The organism is Rhizobium glycinendophyticum (assembly GCF_006443685.1).
In the GTDB taxonomy this organism is placed as follows: Bacteria; Pseudomonadota; Alphaproteobacteria; order Rhizobiales; family Rhizobiaceae; genus Allorhizobium; species Allorhizobium glycinendophyticum.
In genome coordinates this window covers 1,703,659-1,718,954 of sequence record NZ_VFYP01000001.1, presented here as the reverse complement: position 1 = coordinate 1,718,954, position 15,296 = coordinate 1,703,659, and the positions used below count along the sequence as shown (strand labels likewise).

General features: G+C 62.7%; 17 protein-coding genes. 11 read left to right on the top strand and 6 right to left on the bottom strand.

What is annotated here, in order from left to right; all coding sequences use genetic code 11:
• Nucleotides 1–70: 70 nt before the first annotated feature.
• The 3 genes from FJQ55_RS08435 to FJQ55_RS08425 form a co-directional block, all read right to left on the bottom strand.
• Nucleotides 71–1,381: a replication-associated recombination protein A gene (locus tag FJQ55_RS08435; protein ID WP_140827143.1), complete on the bottom strand. Its 1,311-nt coding sequence runs from the start codon at nucleotides 1,379–1,381 to the stop codon at nucleotides 71–73.
• Nucleotides 1,378–2,790 (bottom strand): DegQ family serine endoprotease, encoded by a 1,413-nt coding sequence (locus FJQ55_RS08430; RefSeq protein WP_140827142.1) that lies wholly within the window; start codon nucleotides 2,788–2,790, stop codon nucleotides 1,378–1,380. The genes FJQ55_RS08435 and FJQ55_RS08430 overlap by 4 nt, the downstream gene beginning before the upstream one ends.
• Nucleotides 2,791–2,897: 107 nt before the next feature.
• Entirely contained in the window at nucleotides 2,898–3,944 is a 1,047-nt protein-coding gene (locus FJQ55_RS08425; protein WP_140827141.1) for a serine hydrolase domain-containing protein, read from the bottom strand.
• A 149-nt stretch (nucleotides 3,945–4,093) separates the two neighbouring features.
• Here FJQ55_RS08425 and FJQ55_RS08420 point away from each other — a divergent pair, with 149 nt between their 5' ends.
• The 4 genes from FJQ55_RS08420 to FJQ55_RS08405 are packed head-to-tail and all read left to right on the top strand — an operon-like array spanning nucleotide 4,094 to nucleotide 5,799.
• Nucleotides 4,094–4,462, top strand: coding sequence for a lysozyme inhibitor LprI family protein (locus FJQ55_RS08420; RefSeq protein ID WP_140827140.1), 369 nt, complete (start codon nucleotides 4,094–4,096; stop codon nucleotides 4,460–4,462).
• A gap of 31 nt (nucleotides 4,463–4,493) precedes the next feature.
• The gene (locus FJQ55_RS08415; protein ID WP_140827139.1) at nucleotides 4,494–4,790 is read left to right on the top strand and encodes a nucleotidyltransferase family protein; all 297 of its coding nucleotides are present in this window, start codon (nucleotides 4,494–4,496) and stop codon (nucleotides 4,788–4,790) included.
• Nucleotides 4,790–5,146, top strand: a complete 357-nt coding sequence (locus tag FJQ55_RS08410) for a HepT-like ribonuclease domain-containing protein (protein WP_140829164.1) — start codon at nucleotides 4,790–4,792, stop codon at nucleotides 5,144–5,146. Before FJQ55_RS08415 ends, FJQ55_RS08410 begins: the two co-directional genes overlap by 1 nt.
• Nucleotides 5,143–5,799 (top strand): glutathione S-transferase family protein, encoded by a 657-nt coding sequence (locus tag FJQ55_RS08405; RefSeq protein ID WP_140827138.1) that lies wholly within the window; start codon nucleotides 5,143–5,145, stop codon nucleotides 5,797–5,799. Before FJQ55_RS08410 ends, FJQ55_RS08405 begins: the two co-directional genes overlap by 4 nt.
• Nucleotides 5,800–5,848: 49 nt before the next feature.
• On the opposite strand, the gene FJQ55_RS08400 is transcribed toward FJQ55_RS08405, so the two are convergent.
• Nucleotides 5,849–6,754, bottom strand: a complete 906-nt coding sequence (locus tag FJQ55_RS08400) for a LysR substrate-binding domain-containing protein (protein ID WP_140827137.1) — start codon at nucleotides 6,752–6,754, stop codon at nucleotides 5,849–5,851.
• A gap of 117 nt (nucleotides 6,755–6,871) precedes the next feature.
• Between FJQ55_RS08400 and FJQ55_RS08395 the strand changes: the two genes are divergently transcribed.
• Complete coding sequence (locus tag FJQ55_RS08395) at nucleotides 6,872–8,008, top strand: TauD/TfdA family dioxygenase (protein WP_140827136.1); 1,137 nt, start codon at nucleotides 6,872–6,874, stop codon at nucleotides 8,006–8,008.
• Nucleotides 8,005–8,769: a class II aldolase/adducin family protein gene (locus FJQ55_RS08390; protein WP_140827135.1), complete on the top strand. Its 765-nt coding sequence runs from the start codon at nucleotides 8,005–8,007 to the stop codon at nucleotides 8,767–8,769. The genes FJQ55_RS08395 and FJQ55_RS08390 overlap by 4 nt, the downstream gene beginning before the upstream one ends.
• A gap of 216 nt (nucleotides 8,770–8,985) precedes the next feature.
• Here FJQ55_RS08390 and FJQ55_RS08385 read toward each other — a convergent pair whose 3' ends face one another.
• Together FJQ55_RS08385 and ilvD are read right to left on the bottom strand one after the other, a co-directional pair.
• Nucleotides 8,986–9,414, bottom strand: a complete 429-nt coding sequence (locus FJQ55_RS08385; RefSeq protein WP_140827134.1) for a VOC family protein — start codon at nucleotides 9,412–9,414, stop codon at nucleotides 8,986–8,988.
• Between the two features lie 148 nt (nucleotides 9,415–9,562).
• Nucleotides 9,563–11,398, bottom strand: a complete 1,836-nt coding sequence (gene ilvD / locus FJQ55_RS08380; RefSeq protein WP_140827133.1) for a dihydroxy-acid dehydratase — start codon at nucleotides 11,396–11,398, stop codon at nucleotides 9,563–9,565.
• Between the two features lie 237 nt (nucleotides 11,399–11,635).
• Here ilvD and FJQ55_RS08375 point away from each other — a divergent pair, with 237 nt between their 5' ends.
• From FJQ55_RS08375 to FJQ55_RS08355, 5 genes are all read left to right on the top strand, one after another.
• The gene (locus tag FJQ55_RS08375; protein WP_140827132.1) at nucleotides 11,636–12,133 is read left to right on the top strand and encodes an RICIN domain-containing protein; all 498 of its coding nucleotides are present in this window, start codon (nucleotides 11,636–11,638) and stop codon (nucleotides 12,131–12,133) included.
• A 295-nt stretch (nucleotides 12,134–12,428) separates the two neighbouring features.
• Nucleotides 12,429–13,046 carry a thermonuclease family protein gene (locus tag FJQ55_RS08370; protein WP_246085053.1) on the top strand — a complete coding sequence of 206 codons (618 nt, stop codon included), beginning with the start codon at nucleotides 12,429–12,431 and terminating at the stop codon, nucleotides 13,044–13,046.
• 162 nt (nucleotides 13,047–13,208) lie between these two features.
• Nucleotides 13,209–14,171 (top strand): protein-methionine-sulfoxide reductase catalytic subunit MsrP, encoded by a 963-nt coding sequence (gene msrP / locus FJQ55_RS08365; RefSeq protein ID WP_140827131.1) that lies wholly within the window; start codon nucleotides 13,209–13,211, stop codon nucleotides 14,169–14,171.
• Nucleotides 14,171–14,815: a protein-methionine-sulfoxide reductase heme-binding subunit MsrQ gene (gene msrQ, locus FJQ55_RS08360; RefSeq protein ID WP_140827130.1), complete on the top strand. Its 645-nt coding sequence runs from the start codon at nucleotides 14,171–14,173 to the stop codon at nucleotides 14,813–14,815. The genes msrP and msrQ overlap by 1 nt, the downstream gene beginning before the upstream one ends.
• Nucleotides 14,816–14,888: 73 nt before the next feature.
• Entirely contained in the window at nucleotides 14,889–15,296 is a 408-nt protein-coding gene (locus tag FJQ55_RS08355) for a thioredoxin family protein (protein WP_140827129.1), read from the top strand.

Genomic DNA, 15,296 nt, shown 5'->3' with positions numbered 1-15,296 from the left:
CGAACCTACAGCAGCGCGCTTTAAAATGAGCTTAAAATGAAATGACGATACACAAGCCGGCGGGCCGAATTCAACCTCCGCGTTCACGCCTGAGCTTCGCCCACCAATCCAGCCGCTTGCGGATCTCCCGCTCGAAGCCGCGCTCCGGCGGATCGTAGAAGGTCTTCCGGCCCATCTTCTCCGGGAAATAGTCCTGGCCGGAAAAAGCGTCGGGCTCGTCGTGGTCGTAGCGATAGCCCTCGTTGTAGCCTTCCGCCTTCATCAACTTGGTCGGGGCATTGAGGATGTGCTTGGGCGGAAGCAGCGAGCCGTATTCCTTGGCCGCCCGCATCGCCGCCTTGTAGGCGACATAGACCCCGTTCGATTTCGGGGCCGTCGCCAGATAGACGCAGGCCTCGGCCAGCGCCAGCTCGCCTTCCGGCGAGCCCAGATAATCATAGGCATCCTTGGCGGCGTTGCAGACGACCAGGGCCTGGGGGTCGGCCAGACCGATATCCTCCACCGCCATGCGCACGAGCCGGCGCCCGAGATAGAGCGGATCTTCGCCGGCATCGAACATGCGGCAGAGATAGTAGAGGGCGGCATCCGGATCGGAGCCGCGCACGGCCTTGTGGAGCGCGGAGATCAGGTTGTAGTGGCCGTCCTGCCCCTTGTCGTAGACAGGCGCGCGGCGCTGGACGATGCGGCCCAGCCCTTCGGTGTCGAAGATTTCGCCTGGACGGGCGGCACGCCAGACTTCTTCGGCCAGCGTCAGGGACGCCCGGCCGTCGCCATCGGCCATGCGGATCAGGGTGGCCCGCGCATCCGCGTCGAGCGGCAGCGGCTTGCCTTCCGTCTCCTCGGCGCGCTTCAACAGCGTCTCGATGCTCGCCTCGTCATGCGGCTTGAAGGTGAGCACCCGCGCCCGCGACAGAAGAGCGGCGTTCAACTCGAAGCTCGGGTTTTCGGTGGTGGCGCCGACGAGGATGACGGTGCCGTCTTCCATGACAGGCAGGAAACTATCCTGCTGGGCGCGGTTGAAGCGGTGGATCTCGTCGACGAAGAGCAGGGTCTGGCGGCCTTCCATTCGCCGCAGCCGGGCGCTTTCGAACACCTTCTTGAGATCCGCGACGCCGGAGAAAATGGCCGAGATTTGCTCGAAGGCGAGGCCCGCCTCGCCCGACAGGAGCCGCGCGGCGGTGGTCTTGCCGGTGCCGGGCGGCCCCCAGAAGATCATCGAGCCGAGGGAGCCCGAGGCGATCATCCGGGCAAGCACGCCATCCTCGCCGGTCAGGTGTTCCTGGCCTGTCACTTCCGACAGGTTTTTCGGCCGCAGACGATCGGCAAGCGGACGCCGCTCGGCCATTTCCTTCGACATCTGCGGCGCGAAGAGATCACTCATCGAAAGATCTGCCGGATGCGCTGGCCGTCGCGTTCGATCTCGACCCGCCAGAAGCCCGGATCGCTTTCGGCGATCTTCTTGAGGTCTTCAACCGAGGCGATGTCCTCCCCATTGACGGCGACGACAATGTCGCGCGGCTGGAAGCCGAGCCGGGCGGCGGGCGAGCCCCGGACCACTTCGGTGACGACCACGCCGGCAACTTCCGAGGCCATCTTGAGTTCATAAGCAAGACGCGGCGAAAGGTTGCCAGCACGGATGCCGGCAAAGGGATTGCGCCCCTCAATCAGCTGAATGTCACGCGGGCGGGTTTCGGGGGCGGCGGCCAGCGTCAGTGGGATCTTCTTTTCCTTCCCATCCTCCTGCACTGTGAGTTCAGCGGTCTTGCCGAGCCCTGCCGTGGTCAGGCGGTAGCCGAGGGCGTCGGGATGTTCGACGGGGATGCCGTTAACGGCGGTCACGACCTGGCCGGGCTTCAGGCCTGCCTTGGCGGCTGGCCCATCTTCGGCGATGCGCACGACGAGCGCGCCGCGCACCGTCTTCAGGCCGAGTGCTTCGGCAACATCCGATGTCACCGGCTCGAAGCTCGCACCGACATAAGGCTTTTCGAAGCTCGCATCGCCACGATCGGCGGCATCGAGGAAGACGCGCACGAGGTTTGCCGGGATGGCGAAGCCGACGCCGTTCGAGCCGCCGCCGCGCGAGAAGATGGCCGTATTGATGCCGATCAGTTCGCCCTTGGTGTTGACCAGCGCGCCACCGGAATTGCCGGGATTGATTGCGGCATCGGTCTGAATGAAGAAGCCGAAATCGCCTTCCGTCACCTGGTTGCGGGCGAGCGCAGAGACGATGCCTGATGTCACCGTCTGGCCGACGCCGAAGGGATTGCCGATGGCCAGCACGAGATCGCCGACTTCGGTTGAATCGGAATCGCCGATCGGCAGAGTCGGCATGGTTTCAGGCGCATCGAATTTTAGCACGGCGAGATCGAGGCGATCATCCTTCAGCACCACCTTGACTGGATATTCACGACCATCGGCGAGTGCGACCTTGATGTCGTCGGCGCCATCGATGACGTGGTTGTTGGTGACGACCGTACCGTTCGCCTCGACGATGACACCTGAGCCGAGTGAGGACTGCTTTTCCGTCCGGTTCGGCATGCGTTGGCCGAAGAACTGTTCGAAGAAGGGATCACCGGCAAAGAGATTGGAGCGGCTCTGGACGATGCGCTCGGCATAAACGTTCACGACCGCGCCGCGCGTCTGCTTGACCAGCGGGGCGAAGGACATCTGCATGTCGAGCTGGTTCTGCGGCACGACCTTGTCCTGAGCAAGCACGGTGGTACCCGCCAGCGGCGTTGCGGCAACGGTCAGAACAAGGGCAAAGGAGAGGAAACGGCTGAGACGCGGCATGCAAGAACCCTTCAATGGATCATGGATGTTCTAAACACGGTTCCTGCGTCCTGAAATAGGCAGAACCAAGGAAGTGTGATCGCAGATGGGGATAAAGCAGCGACGCCTCAAGTCCTGACGATGCCGATGATGCTGGACATCAGCCCGTGCAGTTCGTCGCGGTAGCCGGTGCGGGCCGATGGGGCTGCCTCGTTGGACGTCATGGCGACGGTGAGGCCGAGGCTCGGGGCAATGTAGAGCATCTGACCGCCGTAGCCCCAGGCATAGTTGACCTGCTCGCCATTCATCTCCCTCAGGAACCACGCATAGCCATAACCATCGCCGTTGAAGACGGAGTTGGTGCGGCGGATCCAGCTTTCGCGGACCCAGGATTCAGAGATCAGCCGGGTGCCGTCCTCGGTGACGCCGCCGCGGCGATAGAGTTCGCCGAAGGCATGGAGCGAACGCGGCGTCATGGCCATCTGATTGCCCCCGAGATAATAGCCCTGGGGATCGCGGTCCCAGGCGCCGATGCGGAAACCCTTCAACGGACCAAGCCAATCTCGCGCCAGCGCCAAAGTGGGCTTGCCTGAAACCTTGGTGAGGATGACCGAAAGCAGATGGGTGGAGGCGGTGGAATAGAGCATGCCACCGCCCGGCTCGTCGATGAAGTCGGCGGCCAGCGCGAAGCGGGTCCAGTTGCGGCTTGCGACCCAGCGGCCATAATTCGGGCCGGACATGCGGTCGAGGCCCGCGCGCATCGACAAGAGATGGCCGATGGTGATCTTCGACAGGCGTGGATCGGGATTTTTCGGGAATTCCGAGCGCAGGACGGTTTCGATCTTCTGGTCGACGCCATCGAGAAGGCCCTTGTCGATGGCGATGCCGACGAGCGCGGAGACCACGCATTTCGAAGCCGACTTGATGTTGGTGGAGCCGGTGAGCGAGCTGTCGCCATAGGCGCGCTCGCCGAGCCGTTCGCCGTTGCGGGTGACGATGACGGTTTCCAGGGTCTCGAGGCGGCGGGCCTCGGCGAGCAGAGCGCCGATGCGCTGGCGGATCACGTCGAGATCGGCGGAGGACAATGCGCCCGAGTCTGTCGATTGGGCGAAGGCGCGGGCAGCCGCGCAGAACGGGAGGGCTGCCGCCGCGGCGAGGAGGGTTCTTCTGTTCATCCCGTGCAACTTAGGGACGCCATCAGAACGATCAAAGCCCCTCGGACGCTGCCTCACCGCATCGTGAGAGGCTGCCATGCGCACGGCGCACGGAACGTGACCGCGCCAGGGGCGTTCAGCCTCCGTTGCCGAACCAGAACGAGGTCATTATGTCCGATCCCCATGCAGCCGCCACCCGCGCGCTGATTTTCGCGCTGCTTGCCGGGCCCATGGTGGCGGGCGCCCTGCCCGCTCATGCCGCAAGCTTCGACTGCAAGAAGCCGGACCTCGCCGAAGACGAGGCGGCGATCTGCCAGACACTGTCGCTCAACGACATGGACGTGAAGATGGTGACGACCTTCGAGCTCCTGTCCGGCCTGCTCGCCATGGGCGCGCGTGGCGAATTGCAGGACCAGCAGATCGAATGGCTGACGAAGCGCGGCGAATGCAAAGGCGATGTCGATTGCCTGACGGCCGCTTATGCGGCGCGGATGGCGCAGCTCGCGACGGTGTATGAGGGCGTGCAGCGGCCGAAGTGACGGACAACGTGCCGTGTGCTAACATCCTTGCATGAAACAGGTTGAAGCCATATCGCATCTCAAGCGGCTTGCCCCAACGGTCCGTGGCATGGGCGCGACTGCGCTCTTCGTATTCGGCTCGACGGCCCGCGATGAGGCGAAGCCGACGAGCGACCTCGATCTGTTCATTGATCATGATCCAGACCAGAAATTTTCCCTGATCGAACTCATCGGCATCCAGCAGTTTCTGGAGCAGGAACTTTCGATTGCCGTAGATCTTACCACAAGAAACAGCCTGCACCCCATGCTGCGCGCCGATATCGAGCGGTCCGCGCTGCGGGTGTTTTGATGACCGGACGCAGGGTAGACGCAGTCTTCGCAGAGATCCTGGATGCAATCGAAGGCATCGAAAAACACACCGCCGGCAAATCGCTTGCAGATTTCAAGCAGGACTGGCTGCTCAGGCTCGCCGTGCAACGGGCTCTCGAAATCATATCCGAAGCATCGCGGCATATACCGGACGACCTGCTCACGTTAGCACCGGACATGCCCTGGAAACAAATCCACGGCATCGGGAATGTGCTCCGGCACGAGTATCACAAGATTGCGGATGACGTGATCTGGTCGGTGCTGGAACGGCACCTAAACCCTCTAAAGGCCGCAGTTCAGAAGATGCAGCAATCGACGCATGAGGAGCGAAGGTGACGGAGACTGCGAGCAGCACACGACCTCAGCTCTATGGTGCCGATTACAGCGTTTACGTGCGCATCGCCCGCCTTGCGCTTCTGGAAAAAGGTGTGGCGCATGACCTGGTGCCGGTCGATATCTTTGCCGAAGACGGAATACCCGATCACCACTTGGCCCGGCACCCTTTCGGCAAGATACCGGCCTTCGCGCACGGCGATTTCCACCTCTACGAGACCGGCGCCATCACCCGCTATATCGACGAGGCATTCGACGGGCCGCCGCTTCAGGCTGCGGATGCCAAAACACGCGCCCGCATGAACCAGATTGTCAGTATTGCGGATGGTTATGTGTATCCGCAGATGGTCTGGGGGCTTTATGTCGAATGCATCGAAAAGCCAAAGCGACGGGAAGCGCCGGATGGAGGCCGCGTGGAGAAAGCGCGTGCCATCGCCAGGATCTCACTCGATGTTCTCGCCGACCTGCTTGCCGACCAGCGGTGGATGTGTGGAAACGCGCTCACGCTGGCTGACCTCTATCTGGCGTCGATGATCAACTATGCGCTCGAGGTCCCGGAGGTGCGGGAGATGTTTTTTGAACGCCGCAACCTCGGTGACTGGTGGCAGAGGGTGAAGGCGCTCGACAGTTTTCAGAAAACGCGCCCGACTTCGTAGCCAGCCCTCTACTCGCGGCCCGCGTTATTTACCTAGTTGCCTAATTTCCTTATTTCGCAAGGGCGCTCTCCGTCCCCTCCCCCAACCAGGCCACAAAGGCCTTGACCGCCGGACGTTTTGCCGCCGCAGGTGCCACTGTCGCGAAGTAGGCGGTGCCAAGGTCGACCGCGCCTTCGGGCCAGGGTTTCAGGCTGCCGTCGGCGACGAGGGTGTCGGTGATGGATCGCCAGCCGAGCATCAGGCCACGGCCGTCGAGGGCTGCCTGAACCGCCTGGACGTAGTTGTCGAAGATGTGGGACGGGCCGCGTGGTTTGGGCAGGCCGCGCCGCGCCAGATAATCGGTCCAGCCTTCCCAGTGGCGGGCCTCGACGGTGCGGACATGGATGAGCGGGGCGGTCTCCAGCCCCTCGCCTTTTGCCAGCAGGCTCTCGACCAGAGCCGGACGGCCGACGGGGCAGACGGTTTCGTTGAAGAGGCGCAGCGTCTCACCGTCGGTCCAGGTGCCACGACCGTAGCGCAGCACGAGATCGGTGCCGGGCCAGATCTGCGGCAGGTCCGTGGGCGGGACCTGGACATTGACGAAGAGCCCGGGATGGCGGGCGTAAAAATCGCTGAGGCGCGGCATCAGCCAGTGGGTGGCGAGGCCCATGGTGCAGGCGACGGTGAGGCGCTGATCTTCTAGGCCGGTGCTGGTGCGGATTTCCTCGATCGTGTCGGCGATGAGGTCGAGGCCATCGCGGGTGGCGCGGGCGAGTTCAAGGCCGGCTTCGGTGAGCCTTGCTGGCCGCGTCGAGCGGTCAATCAGGATGGCGCCGACATGGTCTTCCAGCGCCTTCAGCGCTTGCGTCACGGCGGGCTGGGTAACGTTCAAGGCGCTTGCCGCCTCACGCATCGAGCCGAGCCGGGCGACGGCTTCGAAGGTGGTCAGAAGGCGCAGGGGCGGAAGACGGCTCAACTTAACCTCCAGCTTAACTCAGCATAAGCATAATCGGTCTGGTCTCGCCTGCAAAGTCGGATGATGATCGTCAAATCCGATCCGCTCGTTGGTCGTTCAGACTTAAGGAAATCCGCCATGAACATGCATGTTGCGACAGGGTCCGTCACACTCGCCGAGAAGGGCCTGCATGTGCCGCTCGCCGACGGCAAACAGGCCTATTTCAATTACTACTGGCTGCGCGACAATTGTCCTTCGTCCTTCGACAGCAAGACGCGCGAGCGCAGCTTCGACATCTTTCATCTGTCGGAGGCACCGCGGGCTGATCGTGCGGAGATCGAGGGTGATGCGCTTGTGATCCGCTGGGCGGGCGAAAACCATGTGTCGCGCTTTCCGCTTTCGCTGCTCGCACTCTACACGGAGGGCAAACATCGGCCGGATCCGGCCGACTTGCCGCGCAAGGCCTGGTTCAGCGACCACTATCCCGACATTCCCCGTTTCTCGCAGCCGGAACTGATGCAGGACCCGAAGATGGTGGCGAAATGGCTCGAAGCGATGATCGTCGAGGGGCTGACGATCGTGACCGGCATGCCCGACAGCGATCAGGGGCTGACCGATACCGTCAAGCTGATGGGGCATGTGCGGCCAACCTTCTTCGGCGAATATTTTGACGTGAAGACACACATCAACCCGACGAACACCGCCTATACGGCAAAGGCACTGGAGCTTCACACCGACACACCTGCGGAGGAGCATGCGCCGGGCATCCAGTTCCTGCATTGCCGGGCCAATACCGTCGAGGGCGGGATGAGCATCTATTCGGACGGCGTGGCAGTGGCGAATGCCTTCCGCGAGATCGATCCTGATGGCTTCAAGCTGCTGTCGGAAATCGACATTCCCTTCTATTGCGAGCATGACACCTATGACATGCGCTCGCGGCAGCGGGTGATCGAGCTCGACAAACACGGCGAGGTCTCGGGGCTCACGATCAGCCAGCACATGGCCGATTTGTTCGACCTGCCGCAGACCGTGCTCGACGATTATTATCCGGCCTTCTGCCGCTTCGGAAAGATGCTGCAGGACGACAGGTTCATGATGCGGTTTTTGATGAAGGCCGGCGAATGTATGGTGTTCGACAACCATCGGATCGTGCATGGGCGCATGGCCTATTCGGCGACCAGCGGCGATCGCTATCTGCGCGGCTGTTATGCCGACCGCGAAGAAATGCGCTCGACCTATCGGGCGCTGACGACGGAAGGACGGTTCAAGGCATGAATATCGCGGCTTCCGGAAACGACATGCTCGACGACGCAGCGCTGAAAACGCTGCGTCAGGACCTCGCGGCCGCCTTCCGGCTCTGTCACCGCTTCGGCTGGAGCGAGTCGGTCGGCAATCATTTCAGCGCGGCGGTTTCGACCAGTGGGCGAAAATTCCTGCTCAATCCGCGCTGGCAGCATTTCGCCACGGTGAAGGCGAGCGATCTGCTGCTGCTCGATGCCGATGATCCCGACGTGATGAACAGGCCGAACGCGCCCGACCCGTCGGCCTGGACCGTGCATGGTACGCTGCACCGGATGCTGCCAGAGGCGCGCGTCATCCTGCATTGCCACTCGCCTTATGCCGTGGCGCTTTCCTGCCTGAAGGACCCGACGCTTCTGCCGCTCGACAACAACACGGCGCGTTTCTTCGGGCGGATCGGCTACGACCTCTCGTTTGGTGGCATCGCGGATGCGGCGGAGGAAGGTGAGCGGCTTGCGGAGATGATACGGGGCAAGGCGGTTCTGGTCATGGGCAATCACGGGGTGTCGGTTGCCGGCGAGACGGTGGCAGATGCGTTTGAGGATCTGTATTTCTTCGAGAAGGCGGCGCAGACGATGGTGCTGGCACTGTCGACCGGCAAGCCGCTGGCGGTGCTGTCGGACGAGATCGCGCAGGGCACCTCGGATGGCTGGATTCCGTACCGCGGCATGGCGGAAAAGCATTTCGCCTACCTGAAGTCGTGTCTGGATAGGGAAGATCCGAGTTACCGGGATTAATGCACCTTGCCCGGTACGCCCTCGCATGCGGAATGGCGACTATGATCCGAGGCGGTGCGAAGTGCGGGTTCGTCATGCTCGGCCCTGTGCCGAGCATCTACCGCGTTCAATGTCATCGCTCGGCAGACCCTCGGGACAAGCCCGAGGGTGACGGATACGGACAAAGGGGAACGCTTTGGCCGCCGCCGGGCGTGACGGTGGGGCAGAGAGTAAACCTCAGACCCGGCCGTCTGGATATTCCGCCGGGCCTTTGATCTCGATCGTGTTGCCGAAGGGGTCCTTCACATAGAAGGAGTGGCCCATGCCGCGGGCGCCGCCGTGCATGGCCTCCCGGTCGATCGTCACCCCGCGGCGGGCGAGATGGGCGCGCAGTTCGTCATGGTCGAAGGGGCCGGTGGCGATGCAGATGTGGTCGACATTGCGGCCGCCCGACACGGGTGGGGCGGCCTTCTGGCCGCCCGGATGGGTGATGTCCCAGAGCACGATCAGGGCCGCGCCGCACCAGACCTGCTCCATCCCAAGCGCAGGATAGCTGTAACCCGGTCGGCAGCCTAGGACTTCGTGATAGAAGCGGAGCGCCTTTTCCATGTCATCGACGATGAAGACGACATGGTCGATGCCGACAAGGCTGAAGGGGACGGTCATCGGGGCTCCTCGCGGTGGAAACTTCAGGGCGAGAGGGACTTCAGGAAAGCTGCGTCTCTGCGGCCGATTGCAGCCAAGGCTGCATCACGGTCAAACGGGAAGTCCTGGCAGAAGGCGGGTGACCGCCTCCTGCCTTTATGGTCTCAGCTTATTCCGGCAACTGGCGCACGGCGCCCTTGTCGGCAGAGGCCGCAAACGCGGCATAGGCCTTGAGTGCTGTCGTAACATTGCGCTTGCGCTTTTCGGCGGGCTGCCAGCCCTTGGCATCCTGTTCGGCGCGGCGGCGCTCAAGCTCTGCCGGGTCGACGACGAGGTTGATCGTGCGGTTGGGGATGTCGATGTCGATCAGGTCGCCTTCGCGCACCAGGCCAATCGCGCCGCCCTGGGCGGCTTCCGGCGAAGCATGGCCGATGGAGAGACCCGAGGTGCCGCCGGAGAAGCGGCCGTCGGTGACGAGTGCGCAGGCCTTGCCGAGGCCCTTGGACTTCAGATAGCTCGTCGGATAGAGCATTTCCTGCATGCCGGGGCCACCCTTCGGGCCTTCGTAGCGGATGACGACGACATCGCCGGCGACGATCTGGTTCGACAGGATCGCCTTGACGGCCGAATCCTGGCTTTCAAAGACGCGGGCCGGGCCCTTGAACTTCAGGATGCTCTCGTCGACGCCGGCCGTCTTCACGATGCAGCCGTCGAGCGCGATGTTGCCCTTGAGGACGGCCAAACCGCCATCCTTGGAGAAGGGATGTTCGACCGAGCGGATGACGCCCTTTTCACCGTCGGTGTCGAGATCGTCCCAGCGCGAGGCCTGGGAGAAGGCCTGGGTTGTGCGAACGCCGCCCGGAGCCGCCTTGAAGAATTCACGGACGGTTTCGGAATTGGTGCGGGTGATGTCCCAGCGGTCGATGGCATGCCCAAGCGTTTCGGCATGCACGGTCGGGCAGTCGCGGTTGATCAGGCCCCCACGGTCGAGTTCGCCGAGGATGCGCATGATGCCGCCGGCGCGGTGGACGTCTTCCATATGCACGTCCTGCTTGGCGGGCGCGACCTTGGAGAGGCAGGGGACGCGGCGGGACAGGCGGTCGATATCGTCCATGGTGAAGTCGATGCCGCCTTCATGGGCGGCGGCCAGGATGTGCAGGACCGTGTTGGTCGAGCCGCCCATGGCGATGTCGAGAGCCATGGCATTTTCGAAGGCGGCCTTGGAGGCGATGGTGCGGGGCAGGACGGTTTCGTCGTCCTGCTCGTAATAACGGCGGGCGAGATCGACGATCAGGTGGCCGGCCTCGACGAAGAGACGCTTGCGGTCGGCATGGGTTGCCAGCGTCGAACCGTTGCCGGGCAGCGACAGGCCGAGGGCTTCGGTCAGGCAGTTCATCGAGTTGGCGGTGAACATGCCCGAGCAGGAGCCGCAGGTCGGACAGGCTGCCTTTTCGATTTCATCGACATCGGCGTCGGAGATCTTGTCGTCAGCCGCTGCAACCATGGCATCGACCAGATCGAGGGCCACCTTGCGGCCCTGCAGGATCGCCTTGCCGGCTTCCATCGGGCCGCCGGAGACGAAGACGGCGGGGATGTTGAGGCGCATGGCGGCCGAGAGCATGCCGGGGGTGATCTTGTCGCAGTTGGAGATGCAGACCATGGCGTCGGCGCAGTGGGCGTTGACCATGTATTCGACCGAGTCGGAGATGATCTCGCGCGACGGCAGCGAATAGAGCATGCCGTCATGGCCCATGGCGATGCCATCGTCGACGGCGATGGTATTGAACTCCTTGGCCACGCCGCCGGCCGCTTCGATCTCGCGGGCGACGAGCTGGCCGAGATCCTTCAGGTGGACGTGGCCGGGCACGAACTGGGTGAAGGAGTTGACGACGGCGATGATGGGCTTGCCGAAATCGCCATCCTTCATGCCGGTGGCGCGCCAGAGGCCGCGCGCGCCGGCCATGTTGCGGCCGTGGGTGGTTGTTCTCGAACGATAGGCGGGCATGGGTGGATCCTCGTTAGTCTTTACTCGCCCTGCCGGCGGAGATGGCATGACGACGTGAATTCATTTGGTGCCGTTTTAGCCGATATGCCCGCCTTAATCACCATCAGATGGTGGAAAAGCGGTACGCTTTCTGAAACGTGATTTCTGCCGACAACTGGACAAGCTGCAAAGTTTGGACAGAGCCGGGATCCGTCGTCGCTCTAAGCTCACCGGACTTGCGAGTCCGAGGGATTTTACATGACCAGAACCATTCGCCTTCTCCTGATCCTCAGTGCCTTTGCTGCTGGTCTTATGCCAGCGCGCGCGCAGACGCTGCCGAACTATCCGATCTTCCTGCGCAATATGGCGAGCGGGCTCTGCCTCGACATATTCCAGAACGATACCCGACCGGGTGGCCAGCTGATCCAGTGGGGATGCCATAGCAATGCAAACCAGCAATGGATGCTTTACCGGAAGGGCAAGGCCTATCAGATCGTCAACCAGAACAGCGGGCTCTGCCTCGACGTGCGCGGCGGCCAGCGCGGCAATGGCATTGATGTGATCCAATGGAGTTGCACCGGCCAGGCCAACCAACTCTGGCATGTCACTCCGGGGCCAACAGGACTGTTCTTCCGCAACGTCAACAGCAACCGCTGCCTCGACGTGCCGAACTCATCGAAACGGCCGGGCGAGCGGCTCGTGCAATGGGACTGCAATGGCGGGCACAACCAGTCCTTCGGAGCCGAAGTCGGCTGACAGCGTTTGCCGGCAGCTTTGCCGGCGAGGTCCGCACCCGCCCTTCACGCGGCGGCCGCGTTCATCGGCATTTCAGTGATTGAGATGAGCCTGCGGGCGTGCGTATGGTGGTTGGGTGCGCAACACCCTTCTTTGGAAAAATTCAAGCCAAGGCAGCCATCCTGCCACTGGTAGCTTTCGGCAAATCGGTCTGGTTGGGGCGGTTCAAGTCCGCACAACCAATCGCATTTGAGTGATCGCATTAAGCCCGACGCAAGACCTCTCACCTATTCTTTAACGGCGAGAAGGAGGCGTCATGATGACTCGGAAACCCGCCCGCGTGCTGTTGCTCAAGGATGCCCGGCAGAAACTGGCCGGACCGCCGCCTCCACCCCGTTCACAGAGGCGGCCGACCGACTTCATTCCCCTGCGGCTGGCGACCATTCTGCTCATTGGCGGGATCGGAATCTATTCGGGTCTGATCCCGGCTCCGCGGCTGGCTCCTGCGACGATCCTTGCGGATGCAGCGAGCCTGATCGATTTCTCCACGACCGGCTCGATTTCTTCCCGGGCCGATCCCATCCATGCCACGTTTTCGATCTGCGCCTCGGCGACCCGCATCAACTGCGTCGTCGATGGCGACACCTTCTGGTACGAGGGGGTGAAATACCGGATCTCCGACATCAATACGCCGGAGATCAGCCAGCCCGCCTGCGAACGCGAACGGCAGCTCGGGCATCAGGCGCAGGTGGCGCTGCTTGAGACACTGAACGGCACGGGCCTGACACTCGAGCAACAAGAGCGGCGGGACACCGACAAGTATGGCCGCAAGCTGCGCGTGGTGATGCAGGACGGCCAGTCGATCGGCGATACCTTGATTGCCCAGGGGCTTGCGCATCGCTGGGAAGGACACAAGCTGAGCTGGTGCGAGTAACCTCAGTCGCGCCGGAGCGGGATTTCTTACACGTCACGTTCTGTCAGAGCCTACACGAAATTGTTCCCGCACGACTTCTTTCCCCGACAGTGAAACTCTGTTTTCCTGCGGTCCGTCTCCTATGTCATATCGAAGGCATTCCGGAGCTTTACGAGGTCGATCATGTCCCGCTACCGCCCTACCCCCATCGCCGAAAGCGCCATCACGCCGAAGTCGCTTTATCTCAAGCGCCGTGAGTTCATCGCTGCGGCAGCAGGCGGCGTGAGCGCAGCCGCCCTGCCCTCGATTGCGAGCGCTGCGCAGCTCATCCAGCCGCTTGCGGCCAAGCCGAGCGCCTACAAGGTGGACGACAAGCTGACCTCGAAAGAGGACGTGACCAGCTACAACAATTTCTACGAATTCGGCACGGGCAAGGAAGATCCGGCGCGCAATTCCGGCTCGCTCAACACCCGTCCCTGGACGATCGAGGTCGGGGGCATGGTGGCGAAGCCGCAGGTCATCGACATCGAGACCATCCTGAAAGAATTCCCGATGGAGGAGCGCGTCTACCGGATGCGCTGCGTCGAGGCCTGGTCGATGGTGATCCCGTGGATCGGCTTCCCGATCTCCGCGCTGCTCGATCGGGTCGAGCCGCTCGGCTCCGCGAAGTATGTCGCCTTCGAGACGCTTGTAAGACCTGAGGAAATGCAGGGACAGGCCGGGATTTTCCAGGCACTGGAATGGCCCTATGTCGAGGGCCTCAGGCTCGACGAGGCGCGGCATCCGCTGGCGATCCTGGCGACCGGACTTTACGGAGAAACGCTGCCGAACCAGAACGGCGCGCCGATCCGGCTCGTGGTGCCCTGGAAGTACGGCTTCAAGGGCATCAAGTCGATCGTCAAGATCACGCTGACGGACAAGGAGCCGCCCTCGACCTGGAACAAGCTGCAGCCATCCGAATACGGCTTCTATGCCAACGTCAATCCGGCGGTCGATCATCCGCGCTGGAGCCAGGCCACGGAACGGCGGATCGGTGAGGCGGACGGGCTGTTCGGCGGCGCGCGCATCGATACGCTGCCGTTCAACGGCTATGCCGATGAGGTCGCGAACCTCTACGCCGGCATGGACCTGACGAAATTCTACTGATGGCCATGCTCGCATTCCCTGCCCTGCCCGCCCACTACAAGCCGGCCTCCATCTGGGCGCTTTATGCGGTCGGACTAACGCCAGGGCTGTATGCCTTTTATCTCGGTATCTTCGGCGGGCTGGGGGCCGATCCAGTCAGGGCTTTCGAGCATCTCCTCGGGCTCTGGGCGCTCCGGTTTCTCTGTCTGGGGCTGGCTGTCACGCCGTTGCGCGATCTGTTCGGCATTAACCTCATTGCCTATCGGCGCGCACTCGGGCTTCTCGCCTTCTATTATGTGCTGGCGCATTTCACCGTTTATCTGACGCTGGATCGCGGGCTGATCTTCTCGTCGATTGCCGGCGACATCCTGAAGCGTCCCTATATCATGCTGGGCATGGCGGGACTTTTGATGCTGATCCCGCTGGCGGTCACCTCCAACAGAGCCTCGATCCGGCGGCTGGGGCCGCGCTGGAACACGCTGCACAAGCTGGTTTATCCGGTGCTGATCGTCGCGGTGCTGCATTATGCGCTGTCGCTGAAGGTGATTTCGGCCGAGCCGGCCTTCTACATCGTGGTGGCGATCGTGCTGCTCGGTTACCGGCTGGTGCGGCCACGGATCATGGAGCGAAGGCGGGCGAAACGGGGCGTGGTGCGGGCGCGGTAAGCGGCGGCTCGGGCGGGCCAATCGCTTTAGACGAACAAGACATCTTTTGAGACAACCAAGGGAGGGGTTTTTCATGCGCATGACCTATGGGAAGAGATTGGCGGCTGCGACGCTTGCCGTCTGTGTAACGCTGGCCGCCGGCATGGCGCAGGCGCTCGAGATCAAGCCGTTTGAGACGGCTGCTTTCGAAGCGGCCAAATCGGCGGGCAAGCCTGTCGTGGTCGATGTGACGGCGAGCTGGTGCAGCACCTGTCAGGCGCAGCAGCGGATCATCGGCGAACTGGCGAAGAAGCCGGAATTTGCCGATGTGCTGGTGCTGCAGGTGGATGTCGATACGCAGAAGGACGAGATGCGCAGTCTCGGGGCGCAGAGCCGCTCCACGCTGATCGCCTTCAATGGGGCGACTGAGACGCAGCGGACCGTGGGCGACACCAATCCGCAATCCGTCGAGGCGCTGTTCGCGACGACCCTGACGCGGTGA

Bases quoted from the DNA above. Each gene is read 5' to 3' on its own strand.
- FJQ55_RS08435 (WP_140827143.1), bottom strand. From the start codon at position 1,381: ATGAGTGATCTCTTCGCGCCGCAGATGTCGAAGGAAATGGCCGAGCGG.
- FJQ55_RS08430 (WP_140827142.1), bottom strand. From the start codon at position 2,790: ATGCCGCGTCTCAGCCGTTTCCTCTCCTTTGCCCTTGTTCTGACCGTT.
- FJQ55_RS08425 (WP_140827141.1), bottom strand. From the start codon at position 3,944: ATGAACAGAAGAACCCTCCTCGCCGCGGCGGCAGCCCTCCCGTTCTGC.
- FJQ55_RS08420 (WP_140827140.1), top strand. From the start codon at position 4,094: ATGTCCGATCCCCATGCAGCCGCCACCCGCGCGCTGATTTTCGCGCTG.
- FJQ55_RS08415 (WP_140827139.1), top strand. From the start codon at position 4,494: ATGAAACAGGTTGAAGCCATATCGCATCTCAAGCGGCTTGCCCCAACG.
- FJQ55_RS08410 (WP_140829164.1), top strand. From the start codon at position 4,790: ATGACCGGACGCAGGGTAGACGCAGTCTTCGCAGAGATCCTGGATGCA.
- FJQ55_RS08395 (WP_140827136.1), top strand. From the start codon at position 6,872: ATGAACATGCATGTTGCGACAGGGTCCGTCACACTCGCCGAGAAGGGC.
- FJQ55_RS08390 (WP_140827135.1), top strand. From the start codon at position 8,005: ATGAATATCGCGGCTTCCGGAAACGACATGCTCGACGACGCAGCGCTG.
- FJQ55_RS08385 (WP_140827134.1), bottom strand. From the start codon at position 9,414: ATGACCGTCCCCTTCAGCCTTGTCGGCATCGACCATGTCGTCTTCATC.
- ilvD (WP_140827133.1), bottom strand. From the start codon at position 11,398: ATGCCCGCCTATCGTTCGAGAACAACCACCCACGGCCGCAACATGGCC.
- FJQ55_RS08375 (WP_140827132.1), top strand. From the start codon at position 11,636: ATGACCAGAACCATTCGCCTTCTCCTGATCCTCAGTGCCTTTGCTGCT.
- FJQ55_RS08370 (WP_246085053.1), top strand. From the start codon at position 12,429: ATGATGACTCGGAAACCCGCCCGCGTGCTGTTGCTCAAGGATGCCCGG.
- msrP (WP_140827131.1), top strand. From the start codon at position 13,209: ATGTCCCGCTACCGCCCTACCCCCATCGCCGAAAGCGCCATCACGCCG.
- msrQ (WP_140827130.1), top strand. From the start codon at position 14,171: ATGGCCATGCTCGCATTCCCTGCCCTGCCCGCCCACTACAAGCCGGCC.
- FJQ55_RS08355 (WP_140827129.1), top strand. From the start codon at position 14,889: ATGCGCATGACCTATGGGAAGAGATTGGCGGCTGCGACGCTTGCCGTC.